At 56.4% G+C, this 18,719-nt stretch carries 13 protein-coding genes and 4 pseudogenes; 8 read left to right on the top strand and 9 right to left on the bottom strand.

Annotated elements, in window-relative coordinates:
• Positions 1-99: 99 nt before the first annotated feature.
• Genes AC5YUO_RS27035 through AC5YUO_RS27015 form a run of 5 tightly spaced genes read left to right on the top strand, consistent with a single transcriptional unit; the run spans position 100 to position 6,763 of the window.
• Entirely contained in the window at positions 100-2,580 is a 2,481-nt protein-coding gene (locus AC5YUO_RS27035; RefSeq protein WP_496156828.1) for a TonB-dependent siderophore receptor, read from the top strand.
• A gap of 17 nt (positions 2,581-2,597) precedes the next feature.
• Entirely contained in the window at positions 2,598-3,761 is a 1,164-nt protein-coding gene (locus tag AC5YUO_RS27030) for an ABC transporter substrate-binding protein (protein WP_496156827.1), read from the top strand.
• Positions 3,758-4,840 (top strand): FecCD family ABC transporter permease, encoded by a 1,083-nt coding sequence (locus AC5YUO_RS27025; RefSeq protein WP_496156826.1) that lies wholly within the window; start codon positions 3,758-3,760, stop codon positions 4,838-4,840. Before AC5YUO_RS27030 ends, AC5YUO_RS27025 begins: the two co-directional genes overlap by 4 nt.
• Entirely contained in the window at positions 4,840-5,655 is an 816-nt protein-coding gene (locus tag AC5YUO_RS27020; protein ID WP_496156825.1) for an ABC transporter ATP-binding protein, read from the top strand. The genes AC5YUO_RS27025 and AC5YUO_RS27020 overlap by 1 nt, the downstream gene beginning before the upstream one ends.
• Positions 5,645-6,763 (top strand): DUF2218 domain-containing protein, encoded by a 1,119-nt coding sequence (locus AC5YUO_RS27015; protein ID WP_496156824.1) that lies wholly within the window; start codon positions 5,645-5,647, stop codon positions 6,761-6,763. Before AC5YUO_RS27020 ends, AC5YUO_RS27015 begins: the two co-directional genes overlap by 11 nt.
• Before the next feature lie 122 nt (positions 6,764-6,885).
• On the opposite strand, the pseudogene AC5YUO_RS27010 reads toward AC5YUO_RS27015, so the two are convergent.
• Positions 6,886-7,486, bottom strand: a pseudogene (locus AC5YUO_RS27010) (SDR family NAD(P)-dependent oxidoreductase); the annotation flags it as partial.
• Positions 7,487-7,512: 26 nt separating this feature from the next.
• Here AC5YUO_RS27010 and AC5YUO_RS27005 point away from each other — a divergent pair.
• Positions 7,513-7,689 carry a hypothetical protein gene (locus AC5YUO_RS27005; RefSeq protein WP_496156823.1) on the top strand — a complete coding sequence of 59 codons (177 nt, stop codon included), beginning with the start codon at positions 7,513-7,515 and terminating at the stop codon, positions 7,687-7,689.
• 73 nt (positions 7,690-7,762) lie between these two features.
• Here the strand turns inward: AC5YUO_RS27005 and AC5YUO_RS27000 are convergent.
• A pseudogene (locus AC5YUO_RS27000) lies at positions 7,763-8,602 on the bottom strand (IS3 family transposase); the annotation flags it as partial.
• A 64-nt stretch (positions 8,603-8,666) separates the two neighbouring features.
• Here AC5YUO_RS27000 and AC5YUO_RS26995 point away from each other — a divergent pair.
• On the top strand, positions 8,667-9,710 hold the full coding sequence (locus AC5YUO_RS26995; RefSeq protein WP_496156822.1) for an IS110 family RNA-guided transposase: 1,044 nt from the start codon (positions 8,667-8,669) through the stop codon (positions 9,708-9,710).
• Between the two features lie 256 nt (positions 9,711-9,966).
• On the opposite strand, the pseudogene AC5YUO_RS26990 reads toward AC5YUO_RS26995, so the two are convergent.
• Positions 9,967-10,224: pseudogene (locus AC5YUO_RS26990) on the bottom strand (transposase); the annotation flags it as partial.
• A 94-nt stretch (positions 10,225-10,318) separates the two neighbouring features.
• On the opposite strand from AC5YUO_RS26990, the pseudogene AC5YUO_RS26985 reads away from it, so the two are divergent.
• Positions 10,319-10,498, top strand: a pseudogene (locus AC5YUO_RS26985) (IS21 family transposase); the annotation flags it as partial.
• Between the two features lie 278 nt (positions 10,499-10,776).
• On the opposite strand, the gene AC5YUO_RS26980 reads toward AC5YUO_RS26985, so the two are convergent.
• The 6 genes from AC5YUO_RS26980 to AC5YUO_RS26955 form a co-directional block, all read right to left on the bottom strand.
• Positions 10,777-11,838: an ABC transporter ATP-binding protein gene (locus tag AC5YUO_RS26980; protein ID WP_496156821.1), complete on the bottom strand. Its 1,062-nt coding sequence runs from the start codon at positions 11,836-11,838 to the stop codon at positions 10,777-10,779.
• 11 nt (positions 11,839-11,849) lie between these two features.
• The gene (locus AC5YUO_RS26975) at positions 11,850-12,716 is read right to left on the bottom strand and encodes a carbohydrate ABC transporter permease (protein ID WP_496156820.1); all 867 of its coding nucleotides are present in this window, start codon (positions 12,714-12,716) and stop codon (positions 11,850-11,852) included.
• Positions 12,716-13,609, bottom strand: a complete 894-nt coding sequence (locus tag AC5YUO_RS26970) for a carbohydrate ABC transporter permease (protein ID WP_496156819.1) — start codon at positions 13,607-13,609, stop codon at positions 12,716-12,718. The genes AC5YUO_RS26975 and AC5YUO_RS26970 overlap by 1 nt, the downstream gene beginning before the upstream one ends.
• Before the next feature lie 103 nt (positions 13,610-13,712).
• A complete protein-coding gene (locus AC5YUO_RS26965) occupies positions 13,713-15,092 on the bottom strand; it encodes an ABC transporter substrate-binding protein (RefSeq protein WP_496156818.1) in 1,380 nt (459 codons plus the stop codon).
• A 436-nt stretch (positions 15,093-15,528) separates the two neighbouring features.
• Positions 15,529-16,317, bottom strand: a complete 789-nt coding sequence (locus AC5YUO_RS26960; protein ID WP_496156817.1) for an SDR family NAD(P)-dependent oxidoreductase — start codon at positions 16,315-16,317, stop codon at positions 15,529-15,531.
• Between the two features lie 120 nt (positions 16,318-16,437).
• On the bottom strand, positions 16,438-18,696 hold the full coding sequence (locus tag AC5YUO_RS26955) for a N,N-dimethylformamidase beta subunit family domain-containing protein (RefSeq protein WP_496156816.1): 2,259 nt from the start codon (positions 18,694-18,696) through the stop codon (positions 16,438-16,440).
• Between the last annotated feature and the right edge of the window lie 23 nt (positions 18,697-18,719).

Below are 18,719 nucleotides of genomic sequence, written 5' to 3'. Positions count from 1 at the left end.
AAATTTCTCAGAAAAATTTGCGGGTCCGCGATTTCATACCGTTGATAGGTTTAGAGGGTTCAGCAGCTGTGTTGTCCCGAAACATCTAAGGGGCGTGAAATGGGGCAAACCAGAATATTCGTTGCTGATCGGCTGAACACCTTTCGGAAACAGAAGCCGATCTTAGTGCGGCTACTAGCCTCGATCGCGCTCGTTTCAGTTGCCTCTGGTACAACAATCGCCAGTGCGCAGCAAGAGGCCAGCTACTCGATCTCGGCCGGTCCGCTTGATACTGCTCTGACGCGGTTCGGGGCAACTAGCGGTATTCAGGTTCTTTACAATGCTTCATTGACAAAGGGACTTCGCAGCCCCGGCGCGAGCGGTAATCTATCGCCACAAGCTGCTATTGCCCAATTGCTCGCGGGAACAGGTCTTACTTTTAACTTCACTGCTCCGAATGCTGTCACGATCTCCGGGCCATCTAATGGTTCAGTAGTTAGTTCTGGCGGTGCGACTACACTGCAACCCATCATCATTGCGGGATCGAGCCCGAACTCAACGATAGCTCTGCCGGAAGCCTATGCCGGAGGTCAAGTCGCTCGAGGTGGGCAGATCGGTATGCTTGGTAACCGCGATGCAATGAACACGCCGTTCAGCCAAACCAATTACACAAACAAGACTATCTTGAATAAGCAGGCGCGGACTGTGCAGGATGTGATGGATAACGATCCGTCGGTTATGGTGACGGCCAGCGGCACGACGCAATTGTATGAGAACGATTCTATTCGCGGTTTTCGAACCTGGGCGACTTCTTCCGGCCGCAACCTGAATGGTTTGCCCGGCGCGGCACCATCATTTTCACCGGCAATGGATTTTGTTGAGCGCCTCGAAATATTCAAAGGTCCGAGCGGCTTGATTAACGCGATGGCGGTGGCGTCTGGAAATGTTGGAGGCACGGTTAATCTCGTCACCAAGCAGGCCGAGGATGAGCCGCTCACGCAAGTGACGACGCGCTTCATGTCCAGGTCGCAGCTTGGAACGCACGTCGATCTGGGCAGGCGCTACGGCGACAACAATGAGTTCGGCGTCCGCTTCAACGGATCTCTCGACAAAGGAGATACACCAATTAGCCCGGAGGACGCGCTGAATGGCACAGCTGCCCTCAACCTCGACTATCGTGGGGAACAATTCAGACTGTCCGCCGACATTGCGCATATCTCCCGAGAGGCCGGCGCGGGACCAAACTACCTGCGTCCCGCTCCTGATGGTCTACCGGTCAAGGCGCCGGATGCCGGAACAAGTCTCCTTCCACCCTGGGCCGAAAATTCGACTAAAGCCACTGTCGGCACATTACGTGGCGAAATCGATATTACAGACGACATCATGGCTTATGCTGCGATCGGCGGCCAGCAAAGCGAGATGAAATCAAGGGGCCTCGGACCAGCAGTTTTGCTTGATTCAACCGGAAATTACAGAGCAGAAACATGGACTGAGCATCAGGAGAACGACGTCTTATCGAAGCAGGGCGGCGTGAGGGCAAAGTTAATTACCGGGCCGGTGGGACACGACCTTAATCTGAATGTGTCGCGGAGCCACTATGAACGCTACTCAAACCCGTACACTGAATATGAGCTACGCCCGGGTTCAATTTACAATCCAGTTTTCGGCGCAGAACCACCTCAATCCGCTTTTGGGCCGCTCAACAAGCGTAGCGATATCACAACGAACAGCTTTGGAATTGCAGATACCATCTCCATGTTCGATGAGCGTATTCAATTCACTGCGGGCGTTCGCTATCAGACAATTGATTCCTTAAGCTATAATCGAAATACGGCTCTCTTAACCTCGCAATACGAAAGCAATGCGTGGACTCCGGCTTTCGGTCTTGTCGTCAAGCCTTGGGAGAATGTGTCCGTATATGGTAGCTATGTCGAAGGTTTGGAGACCGGAACGACGGTTGGCAATGGCTACGCCAATGCCGGCGAAGTGTTTGCCCCCTACGTTAGTGAGCAATATGAAGCCGGAGTGAAGGTTGATTGGGGTACAGTGACAACGACAATGTCGGTATTCCAGATCGCTCGACCGAGCACGATCTCTGTAGCCTCCACGTCAGGTGGACTCCCGAAACTTGCCTTGGATGGTGAGCAACGTAACCGGGGCATCGAGTTGAACGCATATGGCGAACTCGTCGACGGCGTACGGTTGCTCGGTGGCGTCACGTTCCTCGATGCTCGTCAAACCAAAACAGCCAATGGAACGTACGATGGAGAGAGGGCGCACGGCGCGCCCAAGGTCCGAACAGTTATCGGCGGTGAATGGGATACACCCTTCATCGAAGGGCTGACACTGACAGGCCGTGTAGCTTACACGAGCAATCAGGTTATCAATAATTCCTTCCCAGATCTGGCAGTTCCCTCTTGGACGACTTTCGATCTCGGAGCGCGCTATGTCTTTGCCTCCGCGTGGAATGATAAGCCGATAACGGTCCGGTTCAACGTCGATAACGTGTTCGATAAGAGTTACTGGAAGACGGCAGAAGGTAACTACATGTACGCTGGCGAACCTCGGACGTTTCGCCTGTCCACGACCTTCAATTTCTGATGGCATAAGGGATGCCGATGGACCGTCCAAGACAACAAATACTCCACACGTGCGTCGCGACGCTGCATGAAGGCTTTAGGCTTCTGAAGTCACTCAGCGTGCGGCTCGCGCTGTCGTTGTGTGTCATCCTCGTTGGCATATGTGCATCGAAAGCCGAGATCATTGTCACAGATATCGCTGGCCGCGAGGTGACGATCGCAGCTCCCGCAAGGCGTATTCTTCTCACGGCTCCATCCTGGTACCCGGCACTCGCGATTCTGGACAAGGGAGCAGCCGAGAGAGTGATCGGTATCGCCAGGAATTCCGGAGACGAATTGCCAGAAGCAGAGCAGGACCTGAGTGACAAACCGCGCATGGGGACCGTCTGGTCCTCAGCATTTTCAGTCGAGAAGGCGCTCGAACTGCAGCCGGATATAGTCATTGGTGGGGGACCCACCCCTACCCAAAAGGCGCTGGAGCGCACGTTCATCAAGGCGGGCGTTCCAGTCGTGTATGTCGACTTCGATTCAAATCCGGTCACAGACACAGAACGAAGCTTTGCTATCCTCGGGAAGGTTCTCGGCGCGGACGCGAAGGCGGCCGAGTTCATCGACTTTTATCGTCACCATGTACGGACGATCACGGATCGGCTCAAAACACCGGGGATTAATCGACCTACATTGCTAATGATGTCTCGCGGCCCCGGCGTACCTTGCTGTCAAGCATCGCCAGACAATGGCGTGACGGCGTATTTCGGAGGGCTCGGTGTGCAAAACATTGCCGGAGAAACGAAAGGTACACCCGTTCAGTACAATCTCGAAGCCATCATCGAGCGTGACCCGGAGATCTTCGTTGCGATCGATCTCTTTTCCGACAAGCGTTCGATGTTCGGCCAGCCACGCAGCCTGTCGCAGGCCATGACCGCACTTGACACCCTCAAGCGCGAGCCGGGCCTTGCCGAGCTTTCGGCGGTACGCAACAACCGTGTCTATGCGCTTGACCAATATCTTATGAGGTCACCACTTAACTTTGTAACCTTCGAGGTGCTTGCCAAGTGGTTCCACCCCAAACTTTTTGCAGATATCGACCCCGACGCCACACTTGCCGAAATCAACCAGCGTTTCCTGAATACGCCGCTCAAAGGTCCCTTTTGGACGAGCTTCGACGCCGTGGGTGATCGACGGTCTGGTGAGCAACAATGACCGAGGAAATCGTCAATGCGGGCGGCTCGAGTATTGACCGCCGAGAGGCCGTCATCAGCGCTTACGACCGGCAGGCCCTGCGACGGCTCGCCATTTTAGGTTTCCTAGTCGCGATCCTTGTCGTTTCCTTTCTCATCGACCTTACTACCGGTCCGGCCAGTCTCGGGTTCATGGATACACTGAATGCGATCTTGTGGCCAAAAGACGCTGGACGCAGCACGCTGGTGATCGTCTGGGACGTTCGCATGCCTGCAGCGGTGATGGCAGTACTAGTCGGTGTCGCGCTTTCGCTGGCTGGCGCGGAGATGCAGACGATACTCAACAACCCACTTGCAAGTCCCTTCACACTTGGCGTGTCGTCTGCCGCATCACTGGGTGCCGCACTCGCCATCGTGCTTGGCGTAGGAATTCCAGGCGTGCCGGAAAGCTGGATCGTCACGGGCAACGCATTCATGTTCGCTTTCGCTTCGGTTCTTCTGCTTCAAAGCTTGACGGGATTGCGCGGCGCCGGCGTCGACAGTCTCGTCATGTTCGGCATAGCGCTCGTATTCACCTTCAACGCGCTGGTGGCATTGATCCAGTTTGTCGCATCGGCCGATTCCCTGCAACAACTGGTATTCTGGAGTATGGGAAGCCTGACGCGCGCCAATTGGGAAGCAACGGCCATCCTCGGCCTCATCGTCGTATTGACTATGCCATTCTCGTACCGCGCATCATGGAAGCTAACGGCCCTACGTCTCGGTGAAGACCGAGCCCGTTCCTTCGGCGTCAACGTGGCGCGGTTACGCTTCATCTCGCTCTTCCGGATCAGTCTGCTTGCCGCGACCTCAGTCGCGTTCGTCGGAACTATCGGCTTTATCGGTCTCGTCGGCCCGCATATTGCACGGCTCCGAATTGGAGAGGACCACCGCTTTTTCTTGCCAGCAAGCGCGCTTACGGGCGCGGTCGTCATGTCCCTTGCAGATATCGCTAGCAAAAGCATCGCGCCGGGCGTAATCATTCCAATCGGGATCGTTACCTCTCTCGTCGGCTTACCGGTATTCTTCTCGCTGATTTTCCGGCGCCGGGAGCGCCTGTAATGATTAGTCCTCCAGAACTCATCGTGTCGAACCTGTCAGCAGGGTACCGCAACCGACCGGTGCTGCGCGACGTGACCCTTGCGCCCATCACTCCGGGCAAAGTGACCGGGCTCATCGGCCCCAATGCTGCAGGCAAGTCTACCCTTTTGCGCAGCCTCGCTGGGCTCGTTCCCGCGGCAGGATCTATCCGGCTCGGCGACCTTGATCTCAATGCACTCGGTCTTGCGGAACGGGCGCAGCACGTCGCGTACATGCCACAGACACTTCCGCAAAATGCCGCGCTAACGGTCTTGGAAGGCGTCATCGGCGCGTTGAAGGCGTCACCACTATCAGATTTCGACGCCAGCGGTCCTGCCGCCCGCCGCCGCGCTGTGGACGTCCTTGAGCGCCTTGGCATTCTTGATCTGGCAATGGAAGGTATAGGCCAGCTTTCTGGTGGCCAACGTCAGCTCGCTAGCCTTGCTCAGGCGATCGTGCGTGCCCCGCGATTGCTCTTACTGGACGAGCCTACCAGCGCGCTGGATCTTCGCCATCAGCTTGATGTGATGACGGTAGTTCAGGAACTTGCTCGTGAGGACCGGATAGTCGTCGTGGTTCTACATGACTTGACACTGGCCGCGAGCTGGGTCGACCATCTCGTGGTGCTCGACCATGGGATGGTTGCTGCTGAAGGATCACTAGAGCACGCACTTTCTCCTTCCACCCTATCTGCCGTCTACGGCGTGGAGGCCCGCGTCGAGCGATGCTCGCGCGGTCGTCTACACATCATGGTTGATGGCCCCGCAAATTCGAAGGAGTTGCCGCATGCAGTCTAAAGCTGCTGGATCGCCACGTTTGCTAAAGGCGGAGGCATCGATCGAGATCGATGATCCGGACAGCATCATCAGGGAAATCTTCCACCATTTTATCGAACATGGGGCCGATGTCCAATTTACCGAAGGTGGTGCCTCGGCCACGTTCTTCTTCGGCGAAGGTTCGATGCGGTCAAGCCCGACCGGTCTGGTGATGACCGCACAGGCGGTAGACTTGGCATGGTTGGCATATACGAAACAGATAATGGCAGGTCATTTGGTCGATCACCTGAACGGCCATCGGCCGCGTTTTGCCTGGACAGGCGATGGCGCCGGGGCGACAAGGTTTCCCAACCTTCACGAGATGACAGTCGAGCGGATCGTTGACCTCACACCGCATATGCGCCGTATTACGCTGTCCGGACCAGGGCTCGAGCGTTATGTCACAGGCGGCCTCCATGTAAAGCTATTCATTCCACCTGCTGGAATTTCTAAGCCGGAGTGGCCCGTGCCCGGACAGGACGGCATAGCAATTGACCCACCGGAGCAAGTAAGGCCAACTGTCCGCACATACACGGTACGTAGTTTCGATCTTGCTGCGGGGACCATTGATGTCGATATAATCCTGCATGAATACTATGGTGCTGGCTCGGACTGGGCAAATAATGTTCAGCTTGGAGATATTGTCGGCGTTCGCGGACCGATCGGGCGTCGCTTGCCAGAGGCTGACTGGTTTTTGCTCGTCGGCGATGAAACAGCACTGCCGGTTATCGCTCGGATGCTGGAATCCTTACCTCCGAGTGCGAAAGGTACCGCAATCATCGAGGTCTCGGACGAGGGCGAAGAGCAGTTGATACAACACGACTCTGACATAGAACTGCTATGGCTGCACCGCAACGGCGCAAAAGCGGGTACGACCTCGCTACTCATTGATGCGGTACGTGCTATAGTGATGCCTCCACCGGAAACTCGTATCCATGCTATGGCCGGGGTAGAGTACACCGCCTTCAAGGCTATTCGCCGCTATTGGCGAGACGAATTACAACTCACCAAGACAGATATATTTCCGGTTGCCTATTGGCGCAAAGATAGAGCTGAGGGTGAGCTCTGGCCAAACGATAAGGATGATTGAGCACGTAGCACCAGCATTAAAATAGATGCCGCCTAAAGCTCAAGTGACACCTTCTTTCCAGATACTGATGCGCTATCCGCCAATTCATGCTCAGCATAGCGTATATCTGTGCCCCTTTAATGTTCACGAGCCATATCAGTACCCACCCAGCCTGGCGCAATCGCCACTGCAGTCACACCGTTGGCGCCGAAACCTGCCGCGTAACGCTTGACACCAAGCCTGAACGAACTGACAACAATACCTGCCTGCAGATCTCCTCGGATGGGGGCGAGATCATCCCGGAATCACGGGGCGCAATCATCTCGGAACAAAGGGGCGGCTTCATCGGAACCAGCATGTTGACGATCCTGCCGCCACCGTTGGCTTTGAAATGGCGGATCGCCTCCTTACTGAGGTCGGCTGCGGCGAAGAAGTTGATCTGGAACTCACGCTGCCAGGCAGCCTTCCAGTCGCCAGCGGATGCCTCGATCGATATCTCTGTCCGGATGCCAGCGTTGTTGACGAGGCTATGCACTCTCTCGGAAACGTCGACCGCTTTCGACCAGAGTTCGAATGGTCCGTCATCGGAAGAGAGATCAGCCTGAACGATCCAGCCGCCCTGTCGCGGCCATAGTGGATGATCGGGCGGGCGCCCTCCTCGGCAAGCTGCTTCACGATTGCCGCACCAATGCCGCCTGATGCTCCTGTCACCAGGACGACCTGTCCGTCGAGTAGCTTCGTCATGTCCTCACCTCACTTCAGGAGGCTCGATGAAAGTCACGGCATGCAAAACATATCTTACGATTGCTGGTATCAGTATCGGAGCAATATTCCCCATGAATCTTCCCCGGCGGCGCGTCATCGCCGATACTCCTTCCGAGGGTCGGAAGGGGGATATTGGTGATCAAGCTGAGGTGACCTTGCCCCCAAGTTTTATCCAGTTTTGAGTTTGCTCCAGCGGTTTTTGAAGTGCTCCCCGATTTTGGGCCAGCGAGAGCTGGAATTTTCCGGGGTTATGGCTCAGTTCGGCGGGGATGCCGATGAACCGTTCATCAGCGAAATCGGCACCTTGTTACCGATCGCGCTATGTGGCCGGAACTCGTTATAGTCTCTACGCCAATCCTCCATCTTCGAGCGCGCGTCGTCAAGGCTCATGAACCAGTGGGCGTTCAGGCACTCGGCTCGGAACTTGCCATTGAAACTCTCGATATAGCTGTTATCGGTCGGCTTGCCAGGCCGCGAGAAGTCGAGCACGACACCCTTGTGATAGGCCCAGAGATCAAGGTCTCGGGAGATGAATTCGCTGCCATTGTCCACGCGAATGGTGGCCGGATAACCGACCTGCCGGCATACTCGTTCCAGTGTCTGAACCACGTCCTCGCCCCGGTAGCTGAAGCGTGCATCGACCGTGGGCGAGAAGCGCGAGAAGGTATCAACAACCGTCAGAACCCTGATCTTGCGACCTGTGGCCAACTGGTCATGAACGAAGTCCATCGCCCAGACATGGTTGGAATGGGTCGGTTCCGTGCGATCGGCGCGAAGCTTCGCCTTGACCCGTCGTTTGGGAACCTTGTTGCGGAGCTGGAGGTCCATCTCCTTGTAAAGGCGATAGATTCGCTTCGGATTGACCGGCCACCCGTCGCGCTTGAGCAGGACATGAACGCGACGATAACCGTAGCGCACCCGCGTCTGGCAGATGTCCCTGATCTTCAGCTTCAGTTCGGCCTGCTCGCCGCGCCTGGACTTGTAGACATATAGCGACCGATCGATCTTCAATACCGCACATGCGCGCCGGATCGAGACCTTCCAGTCCACCTTGACCGTGTCGACAAGCTTGCGCTTGCGGGCAGGCCTCAGAGCTAATGGGATGGTCCGCCCTGTCTCCCGAGAGCATAGTGGGGATGGGCAAAGGAGGGCCCTGATTATGAATCGTAACCAACCGCAGGAGTGCGCCGTCTTTGGAGTAGATATTGGAAAGAACCTCTTCCATGTCGTGGGCCTTGATTGCTCAGGCGCGATCGTTCAGCGCGTCAAATTCCGACGTGAGACTTTGTTGCAGTTTTTCGAACGGGCTCACCGGACGCTTGTTGGAATGGAAGCCTGCCCGGGATCGCAATGGCTCGCGCGCAAACTGCAGACGATGGGTCATTCCGTCCGCATTATCCCTGCGCAATTCGTGAAGCCCTATGTGAAGTCGAACAAGAATGACATCATCGATGCCGCGGCAATCGCCGAGGCTGCAACGCGACCGACAATGCGTTTTGTTGGTGTCAAGCAAGCGGATCAGGTTGACCTTCAAATGCTGCACCGGGTTCGTAGCCGACTGGTATCGGCCCGGACGAACCTGATTTGCCAAATGCGCGCCTATTGCCTCGAGCATGGTGTCGCGATGCGGCAGGGAGCTGGCGTATTCAAGGTCGACATTTGCCGGGTTATGGATGACCTCGACAATGATCTGACGCCTATGGCGCGATCTGTTCTACGAGATCTGCATGATGATTTCCGCCGGCTCGAAGCCCGGATCAGACAGGTCTCCGACGACATTGAGAAGATCGCCGATACCGACGAGCGCGCAAGACGCCTTATGACAATTCCGGGGATCGGGCCGCTTGGCGCAACCGCCATTCTTTCCGCGATCGGTGATCCGACACGCTTTTCCAAAGCCCGGGACGTTGCGGCCTGGCTGGGCCTGGTGCCTCGACAATATTCCACCGGAGGGAAGCAGAACCTCCTGGGCATCAGCAAACGCGGCAACAATTATCTTCGTCGCTTGATCATTCATGGAGCACGGTCATGCATGCTGCATCTCGATCGCGGCAAGGATCGTCTTGGCGTCTGGATCGATACCTTGCGGCTGAGAATGCACGTTAACAAGGTGACCGTAGCTTTGGCTGCCAAGCTAGCCCGTGTCGTTTGGGTTGTCCTGACAAAGCCGGGGGCCACGTACATGCGTCAGATCGCAGCTTGACCCAATCGCCTTTCTGGCCGTTGAGGCCGGACAGATTGCGAGGTTCGAGGGTGATGACGAGACAGTTGATCGACATTCTGTAAATCCTGGTCGAAAGCGGGCTTCGTGCCCGAAGAAGCTATTTGGAAACAGAATGTGCGGATCTCATCAGGGCCTGGCTGCAACAGCAGTCCACTCGCGAGAGGCCGGATACATTTACGCAAACTGCTATCGCCGGAACCTAAAATCCTTGCAATGACAGGGCGGACCATACATTTTTTGACAGCACGTCCTGGAGCATGGCCTTGTCCAATGAAAGGTCGGCGACAATCCGCTTCAGCTTGGCATTCTCTTCTTCGAGCTGGCGGAGCCGCTTCATCTCCGACGGCATGAGGCCGGCGTATTTTTTGCGCCAGTTGTAAAACGTCGCGTCCGAAATTCCTGCCTTGCGGCAGACCTCGCCAATCGGCGTTCCATCCTCCGCTTGCTTCAACACGAACGCGATCTGCGCTTCCGAAAACTTAGAGGCCTTCATCGAATTCTCCTCTTCTTCCCAACAGGGATCATAAGTGGAAAATTCCAGTTCCAAATGGCCTAATTTATTGGGGGCACGTCAGAGGGAGACGATCATGATCCTGGATCTGCATCAGCGGGGGCTGACGGTGTCGGCCATTTCCAAAGAAACAGGCATCGATCGCAAGACGGTGCCCAAATACATTGAACGGAGCCTCGAGGCTCCGGCTTATGGACCGAGAAAGCCTCGCGCAACGGTCATCGATCCGTTCGCTTCATACCTGCGGGAGCGGGTGAAGACCTAGCCGTCACATAGTTACGGTCGTGGATCTGAAGGTGTTTACAATCTTAGGATTTCCGCACTAACTCGTCGGCCAATGCGGCATTAGCGTCATTTATGGAACTTGGGGCGATACAGAGGAGGGGTCGCACGAAGCAGAAGGCAAGAAAAAGCGTCAGCGCAAATGCAGCTTACTGACAAAACTTTATGCATCAGCCAAGAGGTCGACGCCTTCTCGTTCGCCTTCTCGGTGGTGGTTCGCCGCAAAGGTGCGGCGCCCCGCTGAAGCAAGCTTTATGAGGAGAACTGATGGATTTTTTTGACGTCTGGTTTCGCAAACATACGCTCGCCCAATGAAGGCACAACCGATGGTCCAGTCAGGACGCGAATGGTGTCCTTGCTTTCCGACTCGAGGACAATGACGTTCTCCTTTCCGAGCCGCTCGATTGCGTAAACCGTCGCCGGTACCGCCCCCTCCAGTTGTTCTTGAAGGAGAGTAAAGTGCTGAGGTCGGACGCCAATCTCGATCGTCCCGCCGCTAGCCGGCAAGTTAAGCGACTTCGGCAGCGCGATTACAGTTGAGCCGCTTCTGATAGCCGGCTCGTCCCCGAGCATTGTGAGGTCCCCGCTCAAGAAATTCATGGGAGGCGAGCCGATGAAGCCGGCGACGAACCGCGTTGCGGGGCGCTCATAGATGTCTTGAGGCGAACCAGCCTGCTCGATCCTGCCATCTTTCATGACGACGACAAGATCGCCCATTGTCATTGCCTCAACCTGGTCATGTGTCACGAAAACGGTGGTGACGCCCAGTTGCTTCTGGAGGTGCACGAGGTCGGATCGCAGCGATTGACGTAGAGCCGCGTCGAGAGCCGCAAGCGGTTCGTCCATCAGGAAGGCAGCGGGATTTCGGACAATCGCCTTTGCCATGGCGACGCGCTGGCGCTCGCCACCCGACATTCGGGACGGCTTCTTCTCGAGCAGTTTTCCGATGTTCAGCATTGCGACCGCGTCGGAGATGCGTTTTTCCAGCTCCGCGGGATTCGCCTTGGAACCACGAAGGCTCATCTTGATGTTCTGCAGCGCAGTCAAATGGGGATAGAGAAGCGACGACTGGAAGACCATTGCGATGTTGCGCTGGTACGGAGGGAGGTCGGTTACATCCCGATCTCCCATCAGAATCTGACCGGTGGTGGCATCCTCCAGCCCAGCGATACAGTTGAGCGTCGTCGACTTCCCGCAGCCGGAAGGGCCGAGGAAGACACAGAACGCACCTTCGGGAATGGTCAAATCCATCTGATGGATGGCCGTATAGTTCCCGTAGGACTTGCGAAGGTTTCTGATTTTAATATCGGGCACGACGGCACCTCTCAACGTACAGGATCAACGAGGTTCATTTCGGTGATGTGCCTTTGCAGGAACAACACGACCAATGCTGCGGGAATAAGGGACAGGACGATCGACGCGGCCATATGTCCGGGCTCGGGCTGCTGGAAAAGGAACGCAGATGCGGCGGCTGGCAGGGTAGTCGCATCCGTTCCGTTCACCAGCGTCGTCGCAAAGACGAACTCGTTCCACGAGAACAGAAATGCGATCACGGCCGACACTGCTATGCCGTTCTTCGCCATTGGCACAATCACGAACAGAAGCGTTCCTATCCGAGAATATCCATCGACAGCGGCAAGCTTCTCCACCGGCGGCAGGCTGCGCATGTAGCCGATCAGCATCCAAGTGACGAATGGGATGGTCAGTGTAAGTGAGATAAGCACCAGGCCCGTGCGCGTTCCCGATAGGCCGGCGTTGACGAACAACTGGTAGAACGGGATCAGCGTCGACACTGGTGGAACGGAGACGGCGAACAAGACGCACATGAAAAGTCCGTTCTTGAAGCGAAATTCTATGCGGCCGAAGACGTACGCCAAAGGCACCACCACAACGAGCGTCAGCAGCGTTACAGTTATCGACACGATCGCACTGTTTTGAAGGCCAAGCAGAATCTGCCGCGACTGGCCGGCGGCCCGCATAACGCGATCGGCCGACAGTTCATAGTTGAAACCCAGAATGTTCAGGAAGTTGCCCGGATGGGGGTTCGGCGGGAGAATCGGCGGAGGATACGACGAGATGTCCGCGGGTGTTAGCAGCGACAGCCTCAGAAGCCAGTAAACCGGCAACAGGGTCCAAACCACCGCAACGAGTGCTGCGAGGTATGCCCATATACGAGTGGACGAGCTTTGCATTACACCGGCTCCTCGTGACGGCCCCAGAAGAAGTAGAGCAGCAAGGTGGAAATGATGATCACCGCGAGCAGCAGGAACGAGACGGCGGAGCCGTAGCCGATCCGGGTCTGCTGGAAGCTGATGTCGTAGATGAGGTAGGTCAGCACCGTGGATGAATCGCCAGGGCCGCCGCGGCTCATGATGTTGATGTAGTCAAAAATCTTGAACGAGAAGATCGTTGCAATGCTGGTGAACACAAACAGGGTGAACCGGATTGGTGGCAGCGTGACGTGGACGAACTGGCCCCACACCCCAAGACGGTCGATCTGAGCCAGGTCGTACAAACGCGACGGGGTGGACTGCATGCCGGCAAGCAGGAAAAAGGCAACCAATGGGGCCATGTTCCATGCGTTCCCGAGCGCCAACACCTCAACCACCCACTGCGGCGAGAACAGGTTTGGCGGCGTCGTATCGCCGAACCAGCTCAGGATCGTCGTCGGGATGCCGGATTGACCGCTGAGCAAGTAGAACCACATGATGCCCGTACCGTAGAGGGAGACTGCCCAAGGCACGATAATGATGGTTCGGATGAGCTTCGATCTGCCTACCCGGGAGTTCATCACCAAAGCCAGGCCCAAGCCGATGGCAATTGTCAGCACAACGGATTCGGCTGTGAACCGCAAGGATACCTGGAGGGCTCTCCAGAATGCGTGATCGGCAAACGCCTCGGCGTAGTTCTGAAGGCCGACGAACTCGACATTCACGTTGCCAAAAATGTACTCAATGTTGTTCAGGGACATCCACAGCGAATAGCCGAGCGGATAGGCCATGAAACACAGCAAAAACAGGATAACAGGACTGGTGAGAAGCAGCGCAAATCTAAGATTTGCGGCTTCAGCCTTTGATTTCTTCATTAGGAATGCTCCACAACCGCAACAGTCCGCCCATATAGTCGGCACTTGCGAGATCATCCGGTCGGCTGTGGAGGTTCCACGGCCGACCGAACGCATGCGATAATCAGGTCTTGATCTTGTACTTTTTGTTCAGGCTGTTCACCTGCTTGGTGATGTCAGCGATGACGCCATCAACCGGCTGATCGTTGAGAACGAAGTCCGACAAACGCTTGCGAAGCCACGCATTGAATTCCTCGGCGTAGACGGTGAGCCAGACGTCCGTCGGTGCCTTGGTGCTCTTGTAGATTTCGAGCAGTTCTTCGGTGTCGCCCTTGCGCGCGAGCTTGGCGTCCATCGACGCCTTCGTTTCGGGGCTCTCCATCACGGACTTGTAGCCCGAGAAAAGCATCGCTTCCTTCATCCAACGGCTACCGACGCCGACCTTGCCTTCATTGTTCTTATATCCATACCAGCTGACGAACTTGTTCACGTCGGCCTGGAACTCTGGAGAACGGTCCCTCTTCGTCTTGACATAGAGCGCGCTGTCCAGAAGGCCCCAGCTCTGGCCGCGGTATGGAAGGAAACCAACCTTGCCGGCGATCTTGGATTTTTCAGGGGTATTGAAGTACGCGAGGTTGTAGCAGGCCTGCGGCGAGTACAGGAACCGTCCCGACGCGAAGCCGTCGACGATGTTGGCTTCCGTATAGGTCAGAACCTCCTGCGGGATTTGGCCGGAATTCCAGGCCTTCTTCCACGCGGTAAGCACCTTCCCTGCCGGACCGTCAACCGTCACCGCCGGCTCGTGCGTTTCGGGATCGATGATCTTTCCGCCGCGGTTGAGGACCTCGAAGAGGAACGACCAGCTGATACCGTAGTATTCGTTGAACCAGTGCGGAAGGTAGATGTCTTTGTGGCCCTTGGCCGACAATTCGTCGAGCTGCGCGTAGAAGGCGTCCCAATCCTTGGGGAGCTGCTCGTCCTTAATGCCCACCTCTTCCTGACGGGCACGGTTGACCGCGACGACACCGCGGGTGGCCAGAAAGTAGCTGAGGCCAAGGAGCTTGCCCTTGTACGTCCAGAGCTCCCTGACACCGTCGTAAAGGTCCGCCTTGGCGGCGTCGGCGTTGGGTACATCGTCAGCGCCTTCGATCCAGCCAGCCTCCATGAAGCGGACCATCGTCGGCGGGTTGCCGTAGATGATGTCGAGCTTGTCCTTGGCGACGAGCGACTTTTCCATCAGCACCGGATAATCACCGGTCACGGTCTGGTAGTCGACCTTGCCGGCGTTCGCTTCGTTGTAGTTCTTCACGTTCTCGACAACGATGTCCGGCATGAACTGCCAGCCGCGGAAGTAGACCGTATCGCCGCTGGTTGCTTTGAAGGTGCCATCGTCGGCAAACGCCAACTTGGGCCCCGCTACCGCGATTGCGGCAATACCAGCGGTCGACAGGAGAAATGAGCGACGCGTGGGGGCAGCAAACGGGCCCCGGCTATTGCTGTGCATTACTTGAACTCCCAAATATTTGGACAGGCAGTAGCGTTCCCAGTCTTTTTGTTTTTGCGCCGCTAGCTCACCCGTCGGGGTGATGACTACTCCTCGCCTTATGGATCACGCGGGCACCTTGATGCCGGTACTCACCCCATACGGCTCGATGCAAACAGACATACATCGAACATTTTCGATCTTGCCCTTACGCATTTCAAACATAATGTAACATTTATGACGTTTGCAACTTGTTTTTTGTTTGAACATCGTTTTTTCAACGTTGCTCAAAAACAGTGCAGATGTGTTAGGTTTCAGACACTGGAGAGCTTGCAATCGCGTAGATACAACGCTCCAAGTAATGAACCGCGATTTCAAACGAAATTGTTGCAGGGTTCAGTTACGGCGTCCGCGACCAATCGACCAACTCGAAACGTCTGTTTGTTTTTGTTCGATTTTACGTTGTGTAGACGCCGCCGGTAACGTTTATTCCCTGCCCTGTCATGAAACGGGCCGCGTCGGACGCAAGGAAGGCAACCAATCCCGCGATGTCCTCGGGTTCTTCGAGGCGACCGAGTGGCGTTTGCGAGATGTAGTCGTCGATTACTGCCTCAGCACTGAGCCCCCTGAGCTCGGCCTCCCAAAGCACCTCGCGCTCCTGCATTCCAGTCCTGACGAAACCAGGGCAAACCGCATTCACCCGGATGCCAGCCGGTGCGAGTTCGCGCGCCAAACCTTGCGTCCAACCGAGAACGGCGAATTTGGATGCCGAATAATGGGCAAGCAGTGGCGCACCCACTTTGGCAGCGAGCGACGCGGTGTTGACGATGACGCCGTGCTTTTGCGCAAGAAAATAGCGAGCTGCGATCTGGTTCGTGAGGAAGACGCCACGGGAATTCACATCAAAGTTGAAGTCCCACTCTTGATCTGTCAGATCAACAGCTCTGTTCATGGTGGAAACGCCGGCGTTGGCGCACAGGATGTCATAGCCTCCCATCGTACGAACGGCAGTCTCGAATGCGGTCTCTACAGATTCGCGTTTTCGGACGTCGATCTGAACTGCGTGATGCCCGTCACCTAGCTCCTTCGCGGTTGCCGTCGCATTCTCAAGATTCAAGTCCGCAATGGTGACCTGGACACCGTGATCGGCCAGCGCCTTGCTGATTGCACGTCCGATCCCAACCGCCCCGCCGGTAACGATCGCCCTCTTACCACGGAGGTCCTGTCCAATTTGAAGTCCAGTCATGATCTTCCTCGCTCTGAAAATTGCTGTTCCGAAAGGGCCGTCAAGGCACAGGCCTTCCTTATCGGCCCGCGGCGGTGGCGGGCCGATCCGACCGGCGATGCTCTTGAGACCGAGGTCCGTTTACTTCGTCGAGAAGGGCTCCGGGTTCATGAACCGGCGGAGAACATTCTCGGTGATGCGCGAGACGTTGTTGTCGTAGTTGTTATGGGATAGAGCCCCACACCATGCGATTGAAGACGTTGCGAACAGCGCGCCGCCTGAAGGCGTTTCGCCGAACGCGAGGTCGGCCCTAACCCGGAGGTTCTGGTCGCCGCCGAGATTCGCCGGCACTGGACCAAACTCCTCGTTGACGAGCATCATCAGCGGCCCGTGGCCTTCTGAACTTGCTAGTCGGAGCATATTCGGCGGCGACCCGAGGTCAGAGGTGATGCAGTCAAGCTCGATACCGGCAGCGCCCCCGCCAACGAGGCCGAAGTTGCCGATGATCTCGTCGTCTACACCTTCAAAAATGAACGCCGCCCGCGGGTTATCGGCATCTGGAGCACGCCGGTAGTAAGAGGAGAAATCAAACCCCTGCGCGATAAAGCCGACACCCGCGATTACGTTGGGAGCGCGACCGATACGACGCCAGAGCCCACCATATTCGCCATTGAACGAATGGAAGTATTCACCCGGTTCCGAAATCCACGGACGGATACCGTCCTCCGCACGGCGAAGCTCGATCGCGGCAGGCCAGTGGCTGTTGAACGCAACGCGCCAATACCAGCCGTTACCACCCAGATACATCAACCTTCCACCACGATCGATCCAATCCTTCATTGCGTCCCACATGCGCGTGGAGTGATATTCCGGATGGGTTCCCGTCATTATGACGTCGTAGCAGTCAATCAGGTCGAGGCCGCACTCGTGAAGGTCCTCATCGGTGATAACGTCGAAATCGATACCGAGATGCTCCATCCAATCGAAGAAATGGGTATCAGCGTTGTACTGGTACACGGCCGAACCGTGCCCGCCGAGCCAGGAGTGGTATTGGGCCTTGAAGTTGAGGACGGGCTTCAGGCGCGACGAATAGGCCACCCCGGACCCGTCCTCATGGACGTCGTATAGAGAGCCGGCAAGCTCCGGATGCTCATACATGTAGAGATCGGAATGGCCGAAATGCACCATCCGGTTCATGAGCACCTCGACGCCACGGGCCATGATATGCTCGGCGTGGTTCGCATAGGCGATGTAGGAGCATGTCGGTGCAAGGAACGCGACCTTTGGACGTTCACCTCTCTTGACCTTGTCCTTAGACGGCGTCACAAAGAAAGAGATGTAGTCTTCGCGTGTTGCCTCGCTGTTCGTCTCGCCACTACGAACATGCAGGGCATACGAGCCCGACTTCAAGTCCGCGGGAAGGACAAGCGACACCGACGTCTCCCATTTCGCATCGTAGAGGTCGTCTCGATGAAAATGGATCGCACCGTAGTGCTCGGGCTTGCGCTTCCAGTCGTGTTCTTCGCCAGTCCAATTCCAACCCTTCATCGCGCGAGTGGGCAGGTTTTCGATGGTCCCATGGTAGGTGTATGGGCCCACGTCGATGATGTTCGGGGTCTCGATTTCGCGAGAGAAGTCCCAGTGGGCAATGATACGCGTGCGGAGCTCGCGGTCGGCTGGGTGTCGGATCAGGGTGTCATGAAGATCGATAGACGCCTTTCCGGCAATGAGAAGAGGTCCATCGATCTTGCCGTCGTAGTGCCGGCCGATCGTTCCGTCTTGCAACGGGCATCCAGCCATATGGATCGGCTCGGACACCGCCGTCATCGGCTTGAGCGTGAACTCCTCCGAGAAACTGTCATCAAGATGGGCATAGCGGGTCACGGGACGCTGCTCGACGCTAACCGCCCCCGTCGCTGGATCGATCGCTACAGCGAGAGAATACCACTGCCGCTCGACCATTGCCTTGGACGCAACAGCCTTGGCGGTTCCACTTTGTCCACCGAGAGTTACCGTCACAAAGCCGCCAGCAGACAGCCCTATATGAAAGCCCCTGTTACTGTCGCAGTCCCACTGACAAATGAGCGTCTGATCATCGTGGCGGACGAGCGTGGGCCAAACCATCGCGAAGTATGTGAAAACGCCTTCCATCTTGGGCACGCCCGAAACCGCCGCGTAGGAGCCCGCGTCAATGCGCTGCGGCTTTCCTGAGTGCACCCCATCGGCGTTGGATGGGACATGGAGAAACTTGAGTCCTGGACCAGCTGGGTTGGCGTCACCATGGATAACGCGCACAAGACGGGCTTCGAACTTATCCCCTTCCTCCAGGGTAACCTTGAAGTCGATCGTCTCCCCTGCAACGGCGCTATATCGGTCCGGATAGCCTGTAATTTTCAGCATGGTGTCGCACTTTCATTAGCTTT

This window comes from Agrobacterium sp. LEGMi-208b, assembly GCF_059511785.1.
This window is presented reverse-complemented; position numbering and strand designations above follow the sequence as displayed.